15 protein-coding genes and 3 pseudogenes are annotated in these 22,485 nt (G+C 67.5%); 9 read left to right on the top strand and 9 right to left on the bottom strand.

The window, feature by feature from the left end:
- Positions 1 to 139: 139 nt before the first annotated feature.
- The 4 genes from M0D43_RS11620 to recC form a co-directional block, all read right to left on the bottom strand.
- Entirely contained in the window at positions 140 to 658 is a 519-nt protein-coding gene (locus M0D43_RS11620) for a hypothetical protein (RefSeq protein ID WP_252164746.1), read from the bottom strand.
- 22 nt (positions 659 to 680) lie between these two features.
- Positions 681 to 3,089 carry an exodeoxyribonuclease V subunit alpha gene (gene recD, locus M0D43_RS11615; protein ID WP_252164745.1) on the bottom strand — a complete coding sequence of 803 codons (2,409 nt, stop codon included), beginning with the start codon at positions 3,087 to 3,089 and terminating at the stop codon, positions 681 to 683.
- A gap of 162 nt (positions 3,090 to 3,251) precedes the next feature.
- Positions 3,252 to 7,115: an exodeoxyribonuclease V subunit beta gene (gene recB, locus M0D43_RS11610; protein ID WP_252164744.1), complete on the bottom strand. Its 3,864-nt coding sequence runs from the start codon at positions 7,113 to 7,115 to the stop codon at positions 3,252 to 3,254.
- Positions 7,112 to 10,519: an exodeoxyribonuclease V subunit gamma gene (gene recC, locus M0D43_RS11605; RefSeq protein WP_260807207.1), complete on the bottom strand. Its 3,408-nt coding sequence runs from the start codon at positions 10,517 to 10,519 to the stop codon at positions 7,112 to 7,114. The genes recB and recC overlap by 4 nt, the downstream gene beginning before the upstream one ends.
- A 193-nt stretch (positions 10,520 to 10,712) precedes the next feature.
- Between recC and M0D43_RS11600 the strand changes: the two genes are divergently transcribed.
- From M0D43_RS11600 to M0D43_RS11575, 6 genes and pseudogenes are all read left to right on the top strand, one after another.
- Positions 10,713 to 11,507, top strand: coding sequence for an ABC transporter ATP-binding protein (locus M0D43_RS11600; protein ID WP_252164742.1), 795 nt, complete (start codon positions 10,713 to 10,715; stop codon positions 11,505 to 11,507).
- Positions 11,507 to 12,256 carry an MlaE family lipid ABC transporter permease subunit gene (locus M0D43_RS11595; RefSeq protein WP_252164741.1) on the top strand — a complete coding sequence of 250 codons (750 nt, stop codon included), beginning with the start codon at positions 11,507 to 11,509 and terminating at the stop codon, positions 12,254 to 12,256. The genes M0D43_RS11600 and M0D43_RS11595 overlap by 1 nt, the downstream gene beginning before the upstream one ends.
- A gap of 11 nt (positions 12,257 to 12,267) precedes the next feature.
- A pseudogene (gene mlaD / locus M0D43_RS11590) lies at positions 12,268 to 12,814 on the top strand (outer membrane lipid asymmetry maintenance protein MlaD).
- On the top strand, positions 12,811 to 13,473 hold the full coding sequence (locus tag M0D43_RS11585) for an MlaC/ttg2D family ABC transporter substrate-binding protein (protein ID WP_101365133.1): 663 nt from the start codon (positions 12,811 to 12,813) through the stop codon (positions 13,471 to 13,473). The pseudogene mlaD and the gene M0D43_RS11585 overlap by 4 nt, the downstream one beginning before the upstream one ends.
- On the top strand, positions 13,463 to 13,753 hold the full coding sequence (locus tag M0D43_RS11580; RefSeq protein ID WP_252164740.1) for an STAS domain-containing protein: 291 nt from the start codon (positions 13,463 to 13,465) through the stop codon (positions 13,751 to 13,753). The genes M0D43_RS11585 and M0D43_RS11580 overlap by 11 nt, the downstream gene beginning before the upstream one ends.
- A 10-nt stretch (positions 13,754 to 13,763) precedes the next feature.
- The gene (locus tag M0D43_RS11575) at positions 13,764 to 14,819 is read left to right on the top strand and encodes an MlaA family lipoprotein (RefSeq protein WP_260807206.1); all 1,056 of its coding nucleotides are present in this window, start codon (positions 13,764 to 13,766) and stop codon (positions 14,817 to 14,819) included.
- A 147-nt stretch (positions 14,820 to 14,966) separates the two neighbouring features.
- Here the strand turns inward: M0D43_RS11575 and M0D43_RS11570 are convergent.
- The 5 genes and pseudogenes from M0D43_RS11570 to M0D43_RS11550 form a co-directional block, all read right to left on the bottom strand.
- Positions 14,967 to 15,414, bottom strand: a pseudogene (locus tag M0D43_RS11570) (nuclear transport factor 2 family protein).
- A gap of 301 nt (positions 15,415 to 15,715) precedes the next feature.
- Positions 15,716 to 16,267 carry a glutathione peroxidase gene (locus M0D43_RS11565; protein ID WP_252164738.1) on the bottom strand — a complete coding sequence of 184 codons (552 nt, stop codon included), beginning with the start codon at positions 16,265 to 16,267 and terminating at the stop codon, positions 15,716 to 15,718.
- Positions 16,268 to 16,642: 375 nt separating this feature from the next.
- On the bottom strand, positions 16,643 to 17,020 hold the full coding sequence (locus M0D43_RS11560) for a hypothetical protein (RefSeq protein ID WP_252164737.1): 378 nt from the start codon (positions 17,018 to 17,020) through the stop codon (positions 16,643 to 16,645).
- Positions 17,021 to 17,348: 328 nt separating this feature from the next.
- Entirely contained in the window at positions 17,349 to 18,929 is a 1,581-nt protein-coding gene (locus tag M0D43_RS11555; protein ID WP_252164736.1) for a DNA recombination protein RmuC, read from the bottom strand.
- 136 nt (positions 18,930 to 19,065) lie between these two features.
- On the bottom strand, positions 19,066 to 20,073 hold the full coding sequence (locus tag M0D43_RS11550; RefSeq protein ID WP_252164735.1) for a zinc-binding alcohol dehydrogenase family protein: 1,008 nt from the start codon (positions 20,071 to 20,073) through the stop codon (positions 19,066 to 19,068).
- A 96-nt stretch (positions 20,074 to 20,169) separates the two neighbouring features.
- Between M0D43_RS11550 and M0D43_RS11545 the strand changes: the two genes are divergently transcribed.
- The 3 genes and pseudogenes from M0D43_RS11545 (at position 20,170) to M0D43_RS11535 (ending at position 22,421) form a co-directional block, all read left to right on the top strand.
- Positions 20,170 to 21,102 carry a LysR family transcriptional regulator gene (locus tag M0D43_RS11545; RefSeq protein ID WP_260807205.1) on the top strand — a complete coding sequence of 311 codons (933 nt, stop codon included), beginning with the start codon at positions 20,170 to 20,172 and terminating at the stop codon, positions 21,100 to 21,102.
- Between the two features lie 304 nt (positions 21,103 to 21,406).
- Positions 21,407 to 21,637: a hypothetical protein gene (locus tag M0D43_RS11540; protein ID WP_252165033.1), complete on the top strand. Its 231-nt coding sequence runs from the start codon at positions 21,407 to 21,409 to the stop codon at positions 21,635 to 21,637.
- A gap of 163 nt (positions 21,638 to 21,800) precedes the next feature.
- Positions 21,801 to 22,421 (top strand): annotated as a pseudogene (locus M0D43_RS11535) (glutathione S-transferase).
- Positions 22,422 to 22,485: the final 64 nt, after the last annotated feature.

The raw sequence follows: 22,485 nt of genomic DNA, 5'->3' as shown, positions 1-22,485 counted from the left end.
CGACAATGCGTGCGGCGCGATCACGCGCTCGAGCGGACGGCCAGGCTCGCAACCTTATCCTCGCCCAGCGCAGCGCCAGGCCGGCGCGGTGAATTCCTGTGTGCGGCGACGAAGAGACACCCGACAGGCACGGGCCGCATCAACCCAACCCGACGCCGGTATTGGCGAGCAGCGCACACGCTGCGCCGACATCGTCGTGCTCGCGTGCTTGGCTCGGCACAGGCCGACGCTGCACGCTATGTCGGGGACTGCCATGGCATGGCGCAACGCCTGCGCGATGCGTGGCCGGCAAGGCCGCAACGACGTCGGCAGGCAGTGGCTGTTGCCAGTCCAGGTTGGGGAATGTGGCAGGAAACGGTGAGCCAATGAGGTTGGCCGAGTGCGCGTAGATGCCGGTGTTGGTCGTGTCGGGGCTGAGGTCTGCCCACAACTGCACCGATGGTCCTCGATGCGCCAAGCGCACCTCCAGGTAGCACGACAGGCGCACCGCCACAGCGTTCACCGTGCGCCGATGTTCAGCAGACCAATGGCCGCGTCCGTCCCAGTCCACGTGCGTATGCCACAGATCGAACCAACTCTCCGGATCCAAGCGATCGACGGCAGCACGCGCCTTGGATTCTGCTCGCGCCCAATAGCGCTCCATTCGTTTGCGGGACAAGCGCCGGCACCGACGGTTTCGATCAGAACAGCGCACCTTGCACAGGCGCACTCGGCGGCGGCTGTGCAAGGGGCGCTTGCGTGGGTGCTGGAACCGGCGGTGGCTTGTCGTCTTTCGCACCCAATCGCCACGCCAGGCCCGAGATACGCGCGGCGTGCCGGGCCAGTGCGGCGCGGATGACCGCTTCGCTGCCGGCCAGGTGCAGGGCGCGGCGGGCGCGGGTGATGCCGGTGTAGAGCAGTTCGCGACTGAGCACGCGGGCGTCGCGGGTGGGCAGTTGCAGCCAGACGGTGTCGAATTCGCTGCCCTGGGCCTTGTGCACGGTCATGGCGAAGGCGCTTTCGTGCGCGGGCAAGGCGGCGGGGTGAAAGCCGCGCACATAGCCGTCGCCGTCGCCTTCGAACCAGGCGACGAAGGCGCCCTGCCCGGCGTGGGCGGGGTTGGGATCGGCGTCGCTGCGTCCTGCACCGGTATTGGCGCCGCTGCGGCCGTGGGCATGCGCACTTTCGCCGGACGCTGCCGAGGCGCCCGGGTCGCTGCGCAAACAGATACCGACGTCGCCGTTGAACAGGCCATGGCGGTAGCTGTTTTCGGTGATCAGCAGCAGGCGGCCCTGGAACCAGGGCGAGGCGCCGCCAAGGCGGCGGGCGCCTGAGCCGGTTTCGGCCAGCAGTTGTTCGATACGGGCGTTGAGGCCGCGCGCGCCCTGCGGGCCGGCGCGGACGGCGGTGAGCAGGCGCAGGCGCGCGGCATCGCGCAGGGCAGCGGCCGGGTCTTGCGCGTCGGCCAGCGCGCGCCAGTGCGCGAGCAGTGCATCGCGGCCCAGGGTGAGCGGGTCTTCGCCGTCTTCATGGAAGTGCACGCCCGCCAGTTCGCCGCTGCGCAGCAGGGCCAGGGTGGTGTCGGCATCGCCGGCGCGGATGGCATCGGCCAATGGGGCAAGTGCGAAGTCGTGCGCCTGCCGGTAGCCGCGCAGCAGGTGCACGCGGTGGCCGGCCAGGCCGCCGCCATGGGTGGCGGTGGGCGTGATGGCGCCGGGCACGTTGCCGAGCAGCGGTTGCAGCGCCTTTGCGTCCTGCGGCTGCAGGGCGTCGCCGGGGCCGGCAGCCTGCAGGATGGCGGCGAGCACGTCGCCGGCTTCCACCGAAGGTAGTTGGTCGGCGTCGCCGAGCAGGATCAGCTGGGTGCCATCGGCCACGGCTTCGACCAGCTTGCACATCAGCGGCAGGTCGACCATGGAAGCTTCGTCGACGACGATCAGGTCGAAGGGGAGCGGGTTGTCGGCGGTGTGGCGGAACTGCGGCGAATCCGGAATGACGCCGAGCAGGCGATGCAGGGTGCTGGCGCTGGTGGGGAGGAGGGATTGCCAGGTGGGTGGCTGGCCCTCACCCGCCCTTCGGGCACCCTCTCCCGCATGCGGGAGAGGGGAGACAGCGGGGTTTACTGGATCTGTCGCTGGCGGGTGGGGGGATGTGCCGGTATTTGCTGGCTCTGTCGCTTGAAGGAGAGGGGAAACGGCGGGATTCGGTGACTGCTTCCCTTGCCCGGCACAGTGAGCGGGTGGGAGCTGGATACCGTCGGCGATGGCGCGCGCAACCGCGGTGCGTAGGCTTTCGGCCATGCGCTCGGCGGCGCGGCCGGTGGGCGCGGCCAGGGCGATGCGCGGGGCCGGAGTGTCGGATACGTGCGCTTGCGCGATGCGCAACAGCAGCAGGCGGGCGATGGTGGTGGTCTTGCCGGTACCGGGGCCGCCGGTGACCAGCAGCAGGGTGCGACGCAGGGCCAGGGCGGCTGCCTGGGCCTGGCGGTCTGGGGAGCGGGACGGGGCGGGTGGGTTCGTGCCGTCATGGTGGTGGGATGGCTCGGGCAGGCCCGTCCCTTCCTGGTAGACGGATGGCTCGGGCAGGCCCGTCCCCTCACCCGCCGTTCGGGCCCCCTCTCCCGGGGGGAGAGGGCTTGGGGTGGCGTTCGGGAATAACTGTGCGAATAGCGGTGCCAGCGTGGCGGCGTCGAAGGGGGGCGGCGACTGGGCGGCGATGCGTTGCAGGCCCAGCGCCAGGCGGCGCTCGTATTCGCGATAGCGGCGCAGGTAGAGCAGGCCGTGTTCGAGGACCAGCGGGCAGTCGGCGGCGGCGGGGTCTTCCGGATTGGGTTGGTCGACCCAGCGCGAGGCGGCGAGCGCGCGTTGCCAGTCGGTGGGGTCCGGCAGGGTGGGCGCCGGGCCGTCGCGTTGGTCCAGCAGCATGCTGGCGCGCGCCGGGTCCAGCCCGGCATGGCCGCTGGTGACCGCCAGGGATGCGAGTGCGGCACCGGCCAGGACCAGGGCGTCGGTCTCCGGATCCAGGCGTTGCAAGCTCTGGGCGAAGACCAGGTCCAGCGTGCGCACGGCCTCGGCCTTGATGAGCGCGCTGAAGAGGTTTGGGTGATTCATGGGGGGGATGCCTGACGGGCGGACGGATCCTCACCCCACCCCGCGCTCCGCGCCCCAGCCGGCGCGGGCGCTCCAGGGCATGCGCGCCAGTGGCGCGCAACCAGTGCCTTATCGTCCCGGCGGGAGCGGGGCATCGGTACGTCGGCGGTGAGGGGTTGTGCGCTAGTGGACATTGGGCGTGCCTGGGTTGCTGGATGTCGGCTGCGGGATGCTGCCGGCGAACAAGGCGTCCAGGGCGTCGACCAGGGCCGGGTCGAAGCGCCAGGCGTGGACGCCGGGGGCCGGGGGGCCGGGGTCGGTAGAGGCCGCCGCGTCCAGGCCGCGGCAGAACAGGTAACGCACGCCGCCGAAGTCGCGGGTGTAGTCGTAGCTGCCACCGTCGGCGGCATCGCCCAGCCGGAAGCGCAGCCAGCGGTGCAGGGCCACGGTATAGATCAGCGCCTGCAGTTCGTACTCGCTGTGCGCCATGGCGCGGATCAGGGCGTCGGCGTCGTAGCTGGGCAGGCGGTTGGATTTGTAGTCGAGCACGTACCAGCGGCCGTCGACGGTGTAGGTCAGGTCGATCAAGCCGGTCATCAGGCCTTCCAGGCGGTGGCGCGCGCCGAAAGCCTGGCGGTCGCCGACCACACCAAACCGATGCAGCAACGCCAGCAGCGCATCGACGCGGGTGGGCCGCATGGCGAAGTGGAATTCCATTTCGTTGCGGCGCTGCGGTTCGGGGACGTCGGCCAGGCGAGTGCCTTCGGGCAATGCCACGGTGAGGGTGTGGCCGATCAATGCGGTGAGCATGCGCAGGCCGTCGTCGAGTTCGTCCTGGGCGTAACCGCCGCGTTGCAGGGCCTCGAGAATGGGGGCGGCCTGGCCGTCGGGCGCGGGTTGGCCGGGCTGCCACGCGTGCCAGGCGGCGAAGTCGCAACGCTCGAACACGTCGTGCATCACCACGCCGAAGCGGTTGCCGGCAAAGCGCGGGTCGAACGGTTCTGCCTCGATGGCCGCGGCAACCGCCACCGCCTCGCTGCCGGACGGTTCGTCACTGCCGCCGCTGCCGACGACGGTGGCGCTGGCCATCGGATCGGTGGCCGCGCCGGCATCGGCATTGGCCAGCTGGGTGAAGCTGTAGACCCACCACTCGGGTGCGATGTGTCGCTGCGGATTGCGTGCGGCCGGCACCTGCGCCTCGATCGGTGGCGGCAGGCGCGGCAGGTTGGCCGGCGGGGTGGATGTGTCGACCACCACCGCGCCCTCGCCCGCCGCGCCCTGCAGCGCATCGAGCGCGCGCAGCATGCCCGACAAGGCGGTGCGCTCGTGCTGGTGGAAGCTGCCGCTGGCGATCCACAGCGCGTGCTCGGCGCGGGTCAGGCCGACGTAGAGCAGGCGTGCGTCTTCGGCGCGTTGTTCCTGCTTCCAGGCCGCTTCGGCGGCGCTCCAGGTGGGGTCGTCCTTGTCGCGGCTCCATTTGGACACGTTCCAGTGCAGTTGGCGGCCGAGCTCCGGCGCATGCACCACGCAATGACGGCCGGCGCCCTTGTCGCCGCGGCCGATGCCGATGTATGGCAAAAACACCAGCGGATATTCCAGGCCCTTGCTCTTGTGCAGGGTGACGATCTGCACGCGGCGCGCGTCCGATTCCAGCCGCAATTGCTGGGCTTCGTCGTTGTCGTCGGCATTGGCGATGCGCCGCGATAGCCAGTCGACCAGGCCATGCGGACCGAGCGCGCGGGCATCGGCTTCCTGCAGCAGTTCGGCCAGTTGCAGGTAATTGGTGAGGCGGCGCTCGCCGTCGACCAGCGCGAGCAGGCGTTGCCCGTGCGTGGCGCCGAGATCGCCGATCAAGGCCAGCGGACCACCGCGCTGCCAGCGTTCGCGCCAGTCCAGCGCCTGTTGCTGCCAGCGGCGATGACGCTCACCGTCGCGTGCCAGTGCGGCGATGGCGGTGGCGTCTTCGCCGATCAACACCGTGGCCAATGCGGCGCGCAGGCGGCTGTCGTCGCCCGGGTCGAGCAAGGCCTGCAGCAGGGCGAGCAGTTCCAGCGCTTCGTCGGTGGCGAACAGGCTCTGCTTGCCGGCCGCCACCGCCGGGATGCCCACCGCGCCGAGCGCCTGTTGCATGCGCGTGGCCTCGCCATGACTGCGCACCAGCACGGCGATATCGCCGGCCTGCACCGGGCGCGCATTGATGGTGGCCGTGCCATCGCGGCCACCGGCCAACCAGCCGCGGATCGCGGCGACACAGGCCGCAGTGGCCAACTCGCGCGCGCGGCCGGCGCTCCAGGGTTTGGGCTTGCCTGCTTGCTTGGTTTTTGCCGCTGCCGCGGCAGGTGGCGGCGGCGGTTCCGGCGCGCGCCACAGCGTCAACGCCGGCGCAGTGGCGCCGTCGCGTTGCAGGTCGGCATCTACGCGCTTGGTGCCGGGCTGCACCGGGTGGAAGGCGATGCCGTCGGTGAGGAAGGCATCGCTATAGCCGGCCTGGGCATACAGCGCGTCGATGGCCGCCAGCACGCCGGGGCGCGAGCGGAAGTTGTGGCTCAGCGGCGGGGCGAGTTCGGCGGTGACTGCGGCGGCCAGATAGGTGCGCACGTCGCCACCACGAAAGCCGTAGATGGCCTGCTTGGGGTCGCCGATCAGAAACAGCGCCGCTTCCAGACCGGCCGCTTGCGCGAGCGGACCTTCGCCGAACACGTTGGAAAAAATCGCCCACTGGCGGTCGTCGGTGTCCTGGAATTCGTCCACCAGCGCAATGGCGTATTGCGCACGCAGACGCTGTACCAAGACCTCGGCTTGCGGGCCTTGCAGTGCATGTGCGACGCCATCCACCAGATCGTCGTAGGTCTGCACGCGGCGTTGCCGCTTGAGCAGCGCCAGCCGTGCGATGGCATCGTCGCGTAGGGCATGCAGCAGGGCGATGCGGCGATGGCTGCGCCATTGCTCGACACGCGCCAACGCAGCGAGATAGCCATCGATCTGGTGGCTCATCGGCGAGCTTGGCGTGCGGTCGACAAACTTCTTGTTGGTGCCGGCGGCCAGTTCCGCAGCGGTCAACTTGAGCAACTTGGGATGCGGCGCGGTGTTGAACGATGGCGCGGCAGCGAAGCTCTCGAACCAGTGCCACAGCGATGCCAGCCACTCGGGTTTGTAGCTGACCTTGCTCAGGATGCCGCCATCGATAGCCGACATGATGGCGTCGAAAAACGCGGTGCCCTGCGCCTGGAATGCGGTGGCCAATGCGGTGGCTGCAGCGTGCACGGCCTGCAACAACGCGGCCGAATCGTCGGTAGTCCTCGTCACCGCCGGCACTAGCGTTGGATGCCGCACCAAGGCGCGCAGATCGCTGGCCAATGCCTCCGGGCCGCCCGACCACAGCGCGATGAGGTCTTCGGCCATCGCCGCATCGGCCGCACGTTGGCGCCACAGATCGGACGCAACTTCGCCGAGCAATTCGCGGTCGTTGGCGAGCAGTTCCGGCGCGGCGAACGCCTGGCCGCTTTCCAGCGCGTGTTCGCGCAGCACGCGCGCGCAGAAGCCGTGGATGGTGAACACCGCGGCCAGGTCGATTTCTTCCACCGCCTGCTGCAGGCGGCGGCGCAGGGCCGCGGGGGTTTCGGTGCCGGTGGCCAGATGGGTGGCGAGGATGGCGCGGCTCAGCAGGATGTCGGGCGCTTCCTGCAGGAACGGCCCTGGCCGCGACGGGTCGTCGGCGTGGTCGGTCGCGGCCGGGGCCGCTCCGACAGAAGCCGGTGGAACGTTGGGTGCCTGCGTTGCGAGTAGTTCGGTCGCGGGCGAGGCATCTGGAACCAGGGTTGCGGCCAGCACCAGGCGCTCGCGGATGCGGCGGCGCAATTCCTGGGTGGCGGCCTCGGTGAAGGTAACCGCGAGGATCTGGCCGATGCGCAGGCCGCGTTCGACCACCAGCCGGGTGAACAGCGTGGCCAGGGTGAAGGTCTTGCCGGTGCCGGCGCTGGCTTCGATCAGGCGCACGCCATGCAGCGGCAGGTGCAGGTACGGGTCGGTGACAGGGCTGGCGCTCATTCGGCGTCTTCCTGCGCGCCGTGCCAGTGGCGCCAGCTCTCGATCACACGCTCCGTCTCCAGCGTGGCGTCGGCGTTGCCGCGCTCGAGCAAGTCGTACACGCGATGGCTGGTGATGGCGAACTCGGCGAAGCGCTGCGCATCGGCGAACGGGTCGCGGCCGCGGTTGACCAGGCGCAGCTCCGGGCTGTGCGATTCGCTCCAGCCGAAGCCCGATTGCCACTGCCCGGCAGCCTCCTTGATGGCCTTGTCCAGATCGTCGTCGCGCGCAGCCTGGTGGTATTTCCAGCTGCTGTACGGCGCGAACGCCAGCGGCGCCTGCAAGCCGTGGAAATACAGCTGCAGCAATTCGGCCAATGCGGTGTGCGCCTGCGGTTGCGACAGCGGCTGCGCATCGATGGGATGCGGACCCAGGCCGTCGTCGTGTTCGAAGAAACGCACGTACGGCGCATGCTCGCCGGCGGCCCGCAGCAACAACCATTCCAGGCCATCACGAATAGCACTGCGGCCGCTGAGCGCGCCGACATGCACGCGCCCCACTCCGCCTGCATACCAGCCCGGCACACGGCCGTGCAGTTCGATATCGCCGATCTGCACCTGCAGCCGGCGTGACTCGGCCGGCGACTCGCCACACCACTGCCGGAATGCGTCGGCATACGGGCGCAATTGCGCCACGCGTTCGTCGAGCTGGCGCCTCCCCAACGGGCCGGACGGCAGCAGCGCGCGGGCACGCAGGCGCTCGTACAGGCGCTCGGTGTCGCCGGCCAATGCGGCTTCGAATACCTGCTGCTGCAACCCGTATTGATCCAGCCCGCGCGTCGGTGCGAGCAACGGTTCCAGATCGCTGTCTTCGCCGGCCGGATCGGGTAGACGCATGCCCAGGCGATGGCGCAGGAACTGCCCGGCCGGGTCGGCAAACAGCCGGCGCAACGTGTCGATGGACACGCTGGCCGGCAACGCAATCTCGTCGGCCGGCAATGCACCGGCTATCCACGGCGCCAGCGGCTGCCGCTGGCCGACCAGGCTGTCCACCGCCGGGCGCCACTGCCGGCGATAACTGAAACGGCGTGGGTCGGCGCCGTCGTCGCTCTCCTCGCCCAGCGCACCGAACGCAGCAGCGGCGAATGGCTGCAACGGGTGGCGCACCACCAGCGTGTCGAGTGCGTTACTGGCAGCGTGGTAGTGCGCGGCGCTTGCCAGCAATTCGCTGACCAGCACCGACGGTTCGCGCACGCTGCCATCGCGCGCATCGGCACCCAGATAGCTGACATAAAACACGTCCTGTGCAGAAGCGAACAACTGCAGGAACAGGAAGCGGTCGTCCTCGCGCGTGGAACGGTCGCCATGCCGGCGACGGTCCGTGCCCAGTTCGGCGGTCAGGCGATTGAGTCCGGCAGCCGGGTCGCGGCGCGGGAAGTCGCCGTCGTTCATGCCGAGCAGGCAGATCACGCGGAACGGCAGCAAGCGCATCGGCACCATGCGCCCAAAACTGATACCGCCGGTGAGCAGCGGCGCGCGCGTGTCCGACTCGCCCAGCACCGCAGCGAAATGTGCACGCACCACCTCGGCCGGCACCTTGCCTGCGTACTCGGCGCGGACTGCATCGCGGGCGAATTGATCGATCAGCGTGCGCAAGCGATCCAGCGCGCGCTGCGCACGCGGCGCGGTGGGCGTGGCCGGAATCAAGGATTCCAGCAAGCCAAGCAAACGCTCGCGCCACTCCACCGGCGTCATCGCTTCGGCCAGCACCGCTTGATGCCGTTCGAGCACGCGCAGCAGCCGCACCAAGGTATCGAGCGCGGCCAGCGCGCTGCCTTCCAGCTGCGGCCACGGTGCTACCCCATCGATGTCGTCGTCGGCACCGCTGGCGTGGCCAAGCAACAGGCGGTCCAGCGCGAAACGCCAGGTGTAGGCATCGTCGCCCGGTGCCTGATGCTGCCGCCGATGCGCCGCATCCAGGCCCCAGCGCGCACCGGCTGCGTGCAGCCAGCTGCGCAGGCGTTCCAGCCCGGCGTCGTCCAAGCCGGCCGCTTCGGCGATTGGCGCGCTGGCCAGCAGGTCGAGAATTTCATGCAAACCGAAACGTGCAATCGGCAAGCCGAGCAGCGTCAGAAACACCTCGGCCAGCGGCTCGCTCGCCAGCGGGCTGGCATCGGCCAACGCATAGGGCAGCGCATCGTCGTTGCCGTGACTGCCGAACACCGCATCCAGATACGGCACGTACGGGTCGATATTGGGCGACAGCACCGCAATCTCGCGCGGCTGCAGTGGCGGGTCGAAGCGCGCGTCGTCGAGCAGCGCACGCAGTTGGTCGTGCAACACCTGCAACTCGCGCAGTCGCGTGTGGCAGGCGTGGACCTGCAGGCTGGGGTCATGCAGGTTCACCGCCGGCAACAACGCCGGAACTGCAGGCGCGCGGCGATGGAACAGATCGCTCTGCATGTGCCGCAACAGGCTGTCGCCCAGCCCGCCATCGGCCAACGTGCGACGGCCGGAGTCGAGCGGATCGGCATAGGCCGCAATTTCGGCCAGCGGATGCACGACCTCGTAGTCGCCCACCAGCGCCATGAAATCGCGCCCGGCCGCGCCCCAGGCCTGCAGCAACGGATTCTCCTGCACCTGCTCGGCGAACAGCTGCACGGCACCGTCTTCGCGTCGGCGCTGCCACAAGGTCTGCAGATCGCCCCAGTAACCTTGCGTGGGCGTGGGCAGATAGAAGTGCAGCGTGCCCACGCGCGCTTGCGTGGCCAGCACGCGCAGCACGTCGGGCGAAATATTGAGGATGGCGAACGCGAACACGCGCTTGGGCAGGCCCTGCGGCAACGGCCCATCGGCGCGCGCGTAGCGATCCAGATATTGGCCGATGCGCCGCGCACGGTATTGCCGGCCGGTAGCGATGCTGCGCCACAGCCGGGCTTGCGGGTCGTCCGGCTCGGCACCACCTTCCCAACGCAGCAACCAGTCGCGTCGCCATGCCTGATACTTTTCGAACACATTGCCCAACTCGCCGGCCAGCGCCCACGGCTTGAGCGCATCGCCATCGGCCAGGTACCCGGCCAGCGGCGCCAGTGCCGCATCGCTGCCCAGGTCGGCCTGCAGCGCAGCGTACAAACGCCACTGCATGGTGGCCATGTCCAGATCGTCGTCGGCCGCGCCGAGATTGCGCTCCAGCGCGCGCGCGACGAATTCGCCTGGGGTGAGAAACTCCAGATTCGCCGCAACACCGTGCTCGGCCGCCAGCGTGGACTGCAACCAGCGCCGCATCGCCACCTGCGGAATCAGCACCACCTCCGGCTGCAACACCGGCTGCCCGGGCACCGGCCGGCGCAACTCCTGCGCGAGCAGGGCAGCCAAGGTATCCAGCGCGTTGGATGGATAAAGACGGAAATCGGGCGCTGGCGTCATACGTGCATGATGCCGCAGGGCAGTCACAACCGGTGAGAACAGCATGTGGCACGGCATGCAGTGTTGCGCAGAAACGTACTGAGACGCACGTTGCTCAAGGCTGCGCAATGCGACAATACTGCACGCGCCAGTCTGGTTATGTTCAGCGGTGCGCGGGCTACTCTATCGCGTTGGAATTTTGTTAAAGGCACCGATGACGGCTTCCGCTTCCCCTGTCGTGCAGTTGTCCGGTGTCCGCATCGATCGCGGCGGGCGCACGATCCTGCGCGATGTCTCGCTGGATGTGCCACGCGGCAGCATTACGGCCGTGCTCGGTCCGTCCGGTAGCGGCAAGTCCACCATGCTGGCGGCGCTGACCGGCGAACTGCGCCCGGTGGCCGGCACGGTCACGTTGTTCGGTAATGCAATTCCCACCGGTAGCCGCGCGCTGCTGGAGATGCGCCGTAACGTCGGTGTGCTGTTGCAGGGCAATGGCCTGCTGACCGACCTGAGCGTGGCCGACAACGTCGCGCTTCCGTTGCGCACCCACACCCGTCTGCCGGCTCCGGTGCTGCAGCGGCTGGTACAGATGAAATTGCATGCAGTGGGCCTGCTGGCTGCGGCCGATGCGTGGCCGCGCGAGTTGTCCGGCGGCATGGCGCGGCGTGTTGCACTGGCGCGCGCGCTGGCGCTGGATCCGCCGCTGATGATCTACGACGAACCCCTCACCGGCTTGGACCCGATCGCCTCGGGCGTGATCATGAGCCTGATCCAGCGCCTCAACGACAGCCTGGGGCTAACCAGCATCATCGTCAGCCACCATGTGCACGAGACGCTGCCGATCTGCGACCAGGCGGTGGTGATTGCCAATGGCGGCATCGTGTTCGCCGGCACGCCTGCGCAGTTGCAAGACAGCACCGACCCGCTGGTGCAGCAGTTCCTGCATGGCCAGCCGGACGGTCCGATCGCCTTCGATGCCGCCCCCCGCCGCGACCGGAGTGCTGCCTGATGGCCTTCGCCGATTCCATTCGTGCCTTCGGCCGCGCCGGCCTGTTTTCGCTCACGGTACTGCGCGGCTCATTGCCCACGCGCGACTTCATCGCCGAGCTGGTGCGCGAGATCTACAAGGTCGGTGCGCGCTCGTTGCCGATCATCGCCGTGGGCGGCGCCTTCGTCGGCCTGGTGCTGACCTTGCAGGGCTATCGCACGCTCACCACCTACGGTGCGTCGGACGCGCTGTCCACACTGTTGGGCTTGTCGCTGTACCGCGAACTAGCGCCGGTGCTGACCGCGTTGTTGTTCATCGGCCGCGCCGGCAGTTCGATCGCCGCCGAGCTCGGCTTGATGCGCGCCACCGACCAGATCAAGGCGCTGGAGCTGATGGCCATCGACCCGGTCGCCAAGGCCGTGGCGCCGCGCTTCTGGGCGGCAGTGCTGACAGTGCCGTTGCTGACCGGCGTGTTCTGCTCGCTGGCAATCACCGGTGGCTACTTCGAAGCCGTGCATGTGCTGGGCATCGACAACGGCACGTTCTGGTCCGGGCTGAGCAACAGCGTGGACGTCTGGGACGACTTTGGCGTGGCGATGCTCAAGTCGGCGATCTTCGGCGGTACCGCCGCGCTGGTGGCCGCCTATGTGGGCTTCCATGCCGAACCGACCATCGAAGGCACCTCGATCGCCACCACCCGCGCGGTGGTGAATGCATCGCTGCTGGTGCTGATGTTCAACTTCGTCCTTTCTGCAATGTTGTTTAGGTGAGTGGAATAACTATGGCCATGCGTGGACCACGACTCGAATTCGCCGTCGGTGCCTTTTTGCTGCTGACCCTGGCCTCGCTGCTGGTGCTGGCGGTGGCGTCGACCAACCAGCGTTGGGGCTTTGGCTCCAGCCAGTACACGCTGACCGCCCGCTTCAGCCAGATCGGCCAGCTGCGCGCGCAGGCACCGGTGAAGATCGGCGGGGTGACCATCGGCAAGGTGTCGGAGATCAGCCTGGACCCGACCAAGTTCGATTCGATCGTGACCTTGTCGCTGGATACCAAATACAAGGATCTGCCCGCCGACACCTCGGCCGGCATCTTCACCAGCGGCTTGCTCGGTGAGAGTTATATCGGGCTGCAGCCGGGCGGCGACCCGGACACCCTCAAGCCGGGCGACGAAATTGGCTTCACCCAGCCGGCAGTGGATCTGCTGCAGCTAGTCGGCAAATACATGTTCAGTGGTGGCGGGAGCGGCAGCAATGCCGCCGGCCGCCACCAATGGCCAGGCCCCCGCGCCGGCCCAGACCGCTCCTCCCTCTACGGAACCACACCAATGAAAACCACCCTGCTTTCCGCTGTCCTGGCCTCGACCCTGCTGGTGTGCGCACCGGCCACCGTGCTGGCGCAGCCGGCAGCTGCCAGCGCGCCGACGCAGGGCGCAGCGACCAAGACCGTCATCGACAGCAGCACCCGCATCCTGAGCACGCTGGACCAACGCCGTGCCGAGTTCCGTAGCAACCCGGCGGCGCTGCGTCAGTTCATCAATGGCGAATTGAACAAGGCCTTCGACCGCGACTACTCGGCCCGCCTGGTGCTGGGCGTGCATGGTCGCGGCGCGTCCGATGCCGACGTCAAGCTGTTTGCCGATGCACTGGCCGACAACCTGATGCAGCGTTACGGCACCGCGTTGCTCAACTTCGAAGGCAAGCCGACCTTCCGCGCCAAGTCCGAAAGCGCGCTGCCGGGCAACCGCGGCGTCAAGGTTTCCACCGACCTGCTGCGCGCCGGCAACGATCCGACCCCGGTCGATTACCTGATGCGCAATACCGGCGGCCAGTGGAAGATCTTCGACGTGATGATCGAAGGTATCTCCTACGTGCAGACCTTCAAGACCCAGTTTGACGGCCCACTGCGCGAGAAGGGCATCGCCAAGGTGGCTGCGGAGCTGCGGAGCGGCAACCTGCAGGTCGGTGCGGCACCGGCCAATGGCAACTAATACCGTGCAACGCACGGGCGACACGCTGATCATCACCGGCGTGCTCGACCGTGCCGCGGTCACCGCGGCCTGGGCGCAGGCGATCGCGCAGCTGGATGGCGCGCGCACGCTGGACCTGGCGGGTGTACAACGTCTGGACAGTGCCGGCGTTGCAATGCTGGCCGAACTGGCTGCCCGGTTGCGCCAAACCGGCAGTGGCGCGGTAGTGGGCGAGGCGTCCGGTCTGGACGAATTGCGCGCTGCCTACCGGTTGTCCCCCACTCTTGATTTTCAGGCCTGAGCGCCACCCCATGACCCAGTTCCGTTCTCTTCCGTTGTTGGCCTGCCTGGTGCTTGGTGCCTGCGCCAGCCAAGCGCCCAAATCCGCACCGCCCTCGGGCGGTACCGCCATCGCGCCAGTTGCCGATGCCCCGGCACGCGACGACGCCGGGGTGACCGCGCAGCCGGCCGCCGCCGGCATGGCCGCCCCCGACGCATTGCCGGCCGGCGCTGCTGCTCCTGCCGATCAGCAGGCCGCTGCGGGCACCGACACCGCCGCTGCAGGCGCGCCGACCGATGCCGAAAGCGACTTCGATGCGTTGTATGGTTCGACCACCCCGCAAGCAGGTGCCAACGGCGCACCGGCACAGCCGGGCGCGGCGCCGGCCTACGACCCGTGGGAGCGCTACAACCGCGGCATGCACCGCTTCAACATGGCAGTAGACCGTGGCGTGGCGCGTCCGCTGGCGACGGCCTACACCAAGGTGGTGCCGAGCCCGGCCCGTTTGGGTGTGACCAACTTCTTCGACAACCTCGGCACGCCGCTGACCATGGTCAATCAGCTGCTGCAGGGTCACCCGGTCTATGCGGTGCAGTCGCTGGGCCGCTTCGTGATGAACACCACACTGGGTGTGGCGGGTCTGTTCGACCCCGCTTCGGCGGCCGGCATCCCGCGGCGCAGCGAAGACTTCGGTCAGACGCTGGGCGCGTGGGGCTGGCGCAACTCGCGCTACTTCGAGCTGCCGCTGTTCGGGCCGCGCACCGTCCGCGACACCTTCGGGCTGGCTGGCGATATTCCGCTGTCGTGGGTTCGCCAGGTGGACGACGGCGGTACGCGCTTCGCACTGCAGGGCCTGCAGCTGGTGGACACGCGCGCGCAGCTGATGTCGCTGGATTCGCTGCGCGACCAGGCGCCAGACGAATACGCGCTGACCCGCGATGCGTGGATGCAGCGCCGCAATTACCAGATCACCCGCGATCTGCGCAGCCACAGTGAAAAGAACAACGAGCTGCCGGACTACCTGCGCGAGGACAAGGACAACACCGTGCCGGGTAACGCGATGCCGATCCCGAGCTGGGTGCGTTGACCGGTCGGATGTGGTGAGTGATGCACGTAAAAGCCCGGGAGCGATCCCGGGCTTTTACGTTGTGGGCCATGAGGCAGAAACGTTGGAGCGTCGCTTCGAACGCCTGCATTGCGCAGTGTTGCAAAACGCCTCGGTGTGACAGCACTGCTAGGTGCCGTCGTCGCGAGGCGGCACCAGCACCGGTGCCGCCGCATCTTGCGCAGTGATGATTTGCCACTGACCACTCCGCTTGACCCAGATATCGGTCCAGACATATCGGCCCGTAGAGCCGTCTTTACGGGTCCATGTTTCACTCCCGTGAGCGATCGCGGTATCGCCGAAGAACTTGACGCTTACCTGGTCGAGTGTGTTGGAAATGATCTGCTTGGCAGGACCAGTCTCGCGCGTGACCTGGGATTTATCGTATCTGCGGCCCTTGGTGTCAGTACCGATGAAGTCGTCGGCAAAGTAGATCCTGCGCTTTGACCGATCTTCTGTAACGACGGACTCGGCCCAGTCTCGAGAACAGTCGATGATGTAACGCTCGGCCTGCGCGTCGGACTTGGACGCCGTCGGACTTGGACGCCATGCCAGGCGTATGCGAACAGCCACTCAGCTAAAACGCAAGCATTGAAGAGCTGACGAAGTGATTGAAGGTCATTTCCTGGTCTCTGGCGCCTTACAAGCACGTTACGCGACATTGCAATGCCGACCGGGCTCTATGCGTGGGCCGCCAACGCCGCATCGACCGCCTTCGGACTTGGACGCCGTCGGACTTGGACGCCATGCCAGGCGTATGCGAACAGCCACTCAGCTAAAACGCAAGCATTGAAGAGCTGACGAAGTGATTGAAGGTCATTTCCTGGTCTCTGGCGCCTTACAAGCACGTTACGCGACATTGCAATGCCGACCGGGCTCTATGCGTGGGCCGCCAACGCCGCATCGACCGCCTGACGCAGGCGCGCATCGTCGGCGGGAATGTCCGGGGCGAAGCGGTCGATGATCTTGCCGTCGCGGCCGATCAGAAATTTTTCGAAGTTCCACAGCACGCCGGGCGCAGGGTTGGGGGCGATGCCGTAGCCAGCGAGTTTTTCGCGCATCGGGCCGTCGCCGGTGATGTGCGGATGCGTACTGGTCAGTGTCTGATACAGCGGGTGCGCCTGGTCGCCGGTGACCGCGATCTTGGCAAACATCGGGAAGGTGACGTCGTAGGTGAGCTGGCAGAACTGCGCGATCTCCGCTTCGCTCCCCGGCTCCTGGCCGTTGAAGTCATTGGCCGGAAACGCCAGCACTTCCAGGCCCTGCGCGCGCTTGTCGCGATACAGCGCTTCCAGCCCTTCGTACTGCGGGGTCAGGCCGCACTTGGAGGCCACGTTGACCAGCAGCAACACCTTGCCGCGGTAGTCGGCCAAGGTGGCCGGCTCGCCTTCGATGCGGATCACGGGAATGTCGTACAGCGTCTGGCTCATGCGTGCATCCTGATATCCGTAGAGAACGCCGAGCATAGCCCGCGCACAAGCGAGTGCGATACCGACATCTGAGTCACGCGTGGTCGCCGTTATGGCAGCGCTACGTGCACACGGATCGGTCTGTCGCCCCGCAGCCGGTTGAACGCTTGGATGTATCGCTGCGTGTCCAAGAAGTGCTCGACGGCCTGCACGCGCGTTCGCATCTGGATGCCGATTGGCTGGGCCCCATGGTCGAAGCCGTCGACGCAGCGCGACAGCGCGGCGAATCGACATCGCTGGGTCTGCGATGTCGATGGTATTGCGTGTTAGTTGGCGCTGGTGCTGGCGCACTGCGTGTTCGAGGCGCCGGATCGAATCGCCCGCCTCACGCAGACATCAGTCGATGCACAACGCTGCTTGGCCCTTGCCGCCGACCACCTCCTGGCGGCAACCGAAGCGATCGCTGTCGCGCTGACAGGTTCCGGTGGTCGCGGTGCCGGTTGGCACAATGCTGGTGGCCAGGCAGTCGCCGCTGCAGTCCGCGTTGTCGGTGCAGGTCTTGCCGGCATCGGCATACGGCACGATGCAGCGCGGAATCTGCATGCGGCCGACCGGGCGCAGTTGGCCACCTTTCGCGGTGCAGGCTGTGGCGTCGGCGCTCGCTTGTGCGGCAGGCGCCTGAGCGGCCGGCGCAGCGGAAGAGGCGGTTGGCGCATTGCTGCAGGCGGCCAGCAGCAGCGCGCAGACGCAGGTGTAGATCCAACGACTGGACATGGCAAGACTCCCTCGGAACGTGATGACAAGCATCGCGACATCCGTGTCTGCGTGGTGTGGGCGGGGTTGGTAACGCGGTCCGGCTGCGCCTGGAATGCGGGCGCGAGATGGACGTCGGGTCATGCCCATCGCACCCAAGGGTGCCTTATCGCGGCGGCAGTCATGATCGCGCTGGGTCATGCCGCTAGCCGCGCAGCGCATTGCCCTTCGCAAGCGCGGACCTCTGCGCGACGCCCGACCGGTAAACCCATCGCGTCCAAATGCGCTCTTCCGAATGTGTCCGTTTTCGACCGCAGTTCGGCGGCCTGTCCGATCTCGCTCCGCTGCCTTATTCGTGCTCGTCGCCGCCGTCGTCCGGTGAACTTGCAATGCCTTCGTCGCTGCCATCGTCCAGCAGTGCCTGCGATTGCTCGCCGGCCAGGGTTTCCACGCCGCGCAGGCGGCGTTCGATGGTGCGGGTCTTGCGGCTGGCTTCGCCCAGGCTCTTGCCGACCGTGCTGATCTGCCGCTCGGCCTTCTCCAGAATGCCGGCGAACTTGCCGAACTCGCTCTTTACCGCGCCCAGCACCTGCCAGACCTCGCTGGAGCGCTTCTCGATCGCCAGCGTGCGGAAGCCCATCTGCAGGCTGTTGAGCAAGGCGGTAAACGTGGTCGGGCCAGCCAGCACCACGCGATGCTCGCGCTGCAGCAGATCGACCAGGCCGGCGCGCCGGATCACTTCGGCATACAGGCCTTCGGTCGGCAAAAACATCACCGCGAAGTCGGTGGTGTGCGGCGGGCAGACGTACTTGTCGCTGATCGATTTGGCCTGGATGCGGATGGCGCGTTCCAGCTGCGCGGTCGAGTTCTTGATCGCATCCAGGTCGCCCTTTTCCTGCGCGTCGATCAGGCGCTCGTAGTCTTCGCGCGGGAACTTGGCATCGACCGGCAGCCACACCACCGTGTCGTCGCCGCGCCCGGGCAGGCGGATCGCGAAATCCACCGCTTCGGCGCTGTCGGGTTTCACCCGCACGCTGCGTGCGTACTGCTCCATCGTCAGTGTCTGCTCGAGGATGTTGTCCAGCTGCACTTCGCCCCAGCCGCCACGGTCCTTGACGTTGGTGAGCACGCGCTTGAGGTCGCCCACGCCGGTGGCCAACTGCTGCATTTCGCCCAGTCCGCGCTGTACCTGTTCCAGCCGCTCGGACACCAGCTTGAAGGAGGCATCCAGACGCGTGTTGAGCGTGGTCTGGAGTTTTTCGTCGACCGTAGCGCGCATCAATTCGAGCTTGCTGGCGTTGTCGCTCTGCAGGCTGGCCAGCTGCTGCTCGAGCGTGGCGCGCATTTCGCCGATGCGCAGTTCGTTGCGCTGGGTGAGTTCGTTCAAACGCTGGCCCAGCGCTTCGGTGAAGCGCTGTTGCGATTGCCCGGCTTCCTGGCGGCCCTTGCGGGAGTCTTCGGCCAGCGCTTCGCGCAGTGCGGCCATGTGCGTGTCGGTGCGCGCAATGAGTTCGGTCAATTGCTGGCCGAACACGTGGATGCGGGTTTCCTGTTGCTGACCGAAACCTTCGAGTTGGGTGCGCAGTTCGGTGAGCCGCAGGGTCAGCAGTTCGCCGGTGCGCTGTTGCGCAAGGCCACTTTCTTCGCGCGCCTTGCGGGCGTCTTCGCCGAGCGCGTCGCGCAGCAGGTCCAGGCGTTGGTCGGTCCGCGTGGACAGCTCGGTGAGGTTGCGTGCGAAGGTTTCCAGGCGCGCGTCCTGCTGCCGCGCCAGGCCTTCGAGTTGCTCGCGCAGTTCGCCGCGGCCGTCGCGTTGCTCGGCGCGCAGCGCATGCTCCAGTGCGGTGGTGGACGGACGTCGCAGCAGTGCGAGCAGCTGCAACACGAGGACTACGACAAGCAGCCCGAGAAGGATCAGGGATTGGGATGACATACGCGCAGTGTAGCGGTGCCTGTCGCAACAGCTGCGTCGCGTATCGTGACCAGCGGCGATCGCGCGGCGGCGCTGCAGGAGGGGGCAGCGCGACAGCGGCCATGACAGACCGCTGTCGTGCTTAAGGCGTCTGCGGTCAGAAGCCTTCCAGTACCAGCTTGCCGCGGGTGCGGTGCGATTGCAGCGCGGCGTGGGCGCGGCGCAGGTTGTCGGCGGTGATGCGGCCGTAGTGCTCGCCAAGGGTGGTCCGCAGCACGCCGGTATCCACCAGCTCGGCGACGCGATTGAGCAGATGGTGCTGGGCGATCATGTCGTCGGTCTCGAACAGGGAGCGGGTGAACATCAGCTCCCAGTGCAGCGACAGGCTCTTACGCTTGAGTGGCAGCGCGTCCAGCGTGGCCGGGTCGTCGATCAAGGCCAGCTGGCCTTGCGGGGCAAGCACCTCGACCAGTTGGGCGAAGTGCTGGTCGGTGTGGGTGAGGCTGGCGACGTGCTGCACCTGCGCGATGCCGATCCGCTGCAGGCCTTCGCTGAGCGGCTGGCTGTGGTCGATCACGTGATGCGCGCCGAGTGCGTGCACCCAATCCTGGGTATCCGGGCGCGAGGCGGTACCGATGACGGTCAGCTTGGTCAGCGTGCGCGCCAGCTGCACCAGGATCGAGCCGACGCCACCGGCCGCACCCACGACCAGCAGCGCCTGGCCTTGGCCGCCGCCTTCGGCAATGCCGAGCCGGTCGAACAACAGTTCCCAGGCGGTGATGGCGGTCAGCGGCAACGCGGCGGCCGCAGCGTCATCGAGCGTGGCCGGCTTGCGCCCGACCAGGCGCTCGTCGACCAGGTGGTACTCGGCATTGGTGCCCGGGCGGGTCAGCGCGCCAGCGTAGTACACCGCATCGCCGGGCCGGAACAGGCTGACCGCCTCGCCGACCGCATCGACCACCCCGCTGGCGTCCCAACCGAGTACGCGCGGGGCGTCCACCGCGGCGTTGCTGCGCACCTTGGTGTCGACCGGATTGACCGAGACGGCGTGGATGCGCACGCGCAGGTCGCGCGGGCCGGGGGTGGGCAGCGGCAGCTCGAGTTCGACCAGCGCGCGCGGGTCGTCGATGGGTAGGCCGTGTTGCGGATAGGCAATCGCTTTCATGGCGGGACGTCGTGCGGGAGGGAGCTGCATGGTCGGCCACCTGCATTCACAGAAACACCGGCAAACTGCGCAAGCACTTTCACAATTGGAGTGAAAATGGTCCGCTTCGATGACCTGGCGCTGTTCGTGCGTACCGCGGCGCTCGGCAGTTTTTCCAGTGCCGCGCGCGAGGCCGACCTGTTGCCTGGTCAGGCCAGCGCAGCGGTGGCGCGGCTGGAGCGCGCGCTGGATCTGCGCCTGTTCGCTCGGTCCACACGCAGCCTGCGGCTGACCGCCGAGGGCGAGCAGTACCTGCCGTACGCGCGCCAGATACTGGAGCTGCTGCGCGACGGACGCGAGCATGTGCGTGGCCATGACAGTGCGCTGCAGGGCTTGCTGCAGGTGACGGCGCCGTCGGACCTGGGCCGCAACGTGCTGCTGCCGTGGCTGACCGAATTCCGCGCCGCGCATCCGAAATTGACCTTGCGGCTGCATTTGTCCGATCAGGTGGCCGACCTGTATCGCGCGCCGGTGGATGTGGCATTCCGGCTCGGGCGCATCGACGATGCGGACCATGTGGCGTTGCCGCTGGCACCGGACAACCGCCGCGTGCTGGTGGCCGCGCCGGCGTACCTGCAGCGCCATGGGCGGCCCGCCACGTTGGATGCGCTGCGCGGGCATGCCTGCCTGCTGTATGTGCTGGCCGGGCGCGCCTACGACCGCTGGCAATTCGAACTGGAAGGCCGTCGCCACGTCGTGCCGGTGCGCGGCGCGATGCTGTGCGACGACGCCGATGTGGTGCGGCGCTGGGCGGTGGCCGGCGAAGGCATTGCCTACAAGTCGTGGCTGGATGTCTGCGCCGACGTGCAGGCCGGGGGGCTGGAGGTGCTGCTTCCCGAGTGTGGCGACCGCCTGCCGCTGCATCTGGTGTGCCCGCATCGCAAGCAGTTTTCACCGGCGATCCGGCAACTGCATGCGCTTTTTGCACAACGCTGCCAGGCGCTGACAGCGTTGTATCCGGTGCGGGCCGATGGGGTGGATGTGGAGTGATCCGGTTGACGGGAAGCCGTGGTCAATTCGCAGGACTTCTTTGGTGCGTCGCGTCGCGTTGGTCGACGTGTTGAGCGGATGCGTTGCGCCCTCTGCCGCGCTCACCTCACAGGCTGTTCTCTTGCTGCCTGCGTTTGCGCTGCATTGCGCCTGTCTGCACCGCTACGCCAGCCAGGTGCACACGGGTTTGGATTCCGCATGGCTTGCTCCGCCGCTGCTGCATGCGCTAATGCCGCGTTCGTTGAAGTACCCATCACGACGGCGGCTCTAGCCTGCCGGTATGACCTCATCCAGCTCCGGCCGCATGCAGCGCTATGCCAATCGCGACGGCTGCTCCGGCGTGGTGGCTTACGCGCTGGCCGATGACGCCATCGCGGTGCGTTTTCGCAGCGGCCAGACGTACGTGTATACCGCCGACAGCACGGGTGCCGACGTCGTGGCGACCATGCAGCGGCTTGCCACGACGGGGCGCGGTTTGAGCACCTACATCAGCCAGCGCGTGCGCGATGCTTACGCCGGCAAGATCGCGTTGTAGCGGCGTACGATTGCAGCGGTGAGAATGCAATACGCGCTCTGCTGCTCAGCGCAGCGTACCTCGACGCATACGGCTGCGTTCGCCGCATCAAGCCTCTGGCGTTGCACGCAGGACGCGCCACCATCGCCGAGTGGGCACCATCACGCGTAGCAAGGAAGAACACATGCTGGAGATCTACGGAAAGCCGACGTCGATCAACGTGCGCAAGGTGCTGTGGTTGTGCGACGAGCTGGCGCTGGACGACGCGCTGCACGCATATGGCAGCGGCTTTGCATCGGTGCAGACGCCGGAATTTCGCGCACTCAATCCCAATGCGCTGGTGCCGGTGGCGCGCGATGGCGAGTTGGTGCTGTGGGAGTCGAACACGATCTGCCGTTAGCTGGCCGCACGCAGCCAACGCCACGATCTGCTGCCAGCCGCACTCGCCGCGCGTGCACTGGTCGAACAATGGATGGATTGGCAGGCCACCGAACTCAATACCGCCTGGCGCTACGCCTTCATGGCGACCGTGCGCGGCAGTGCGGTGCATACCGATCCGCAAGCGATTGCGGCGAGCGTGGAGCAGTGGAACCGGCACATGGCGATCCTTGATGCACCACTGCAACGCGACGGTCCGTTTGTTCTCGGGGCGGACTTCACCTTGGCCGATATCGTGCTGGGCCTGTCGACGCAACGCTGGATGGCCAGCCCGATCGCGCAGACGACATTGCCTGCGGTGACGGCGTACCACGCACAGTTGAAAAAACGCGCCGGGTTCCAGCGCCACGGTTGCACCGCCGCGTAACGCTGCGCATAACGCCATTACGAAGCGAACCAGACAACGCAGTAGAGGCCTGCAGCACGCTCGC

The organism is Xanthomonas prunicola (assembly GCF_025266575.1).
Classification (GTDB): Bacteria; Pseudomonadota; Gammaproteobacteria; order Xanthomonadales; family Xanthomonadaceae; genus Xanthomonas; species Xanthomonas prunicola.
This window is presented reverse-complemented; position numbering and strand designations above follow the sequence as displayed.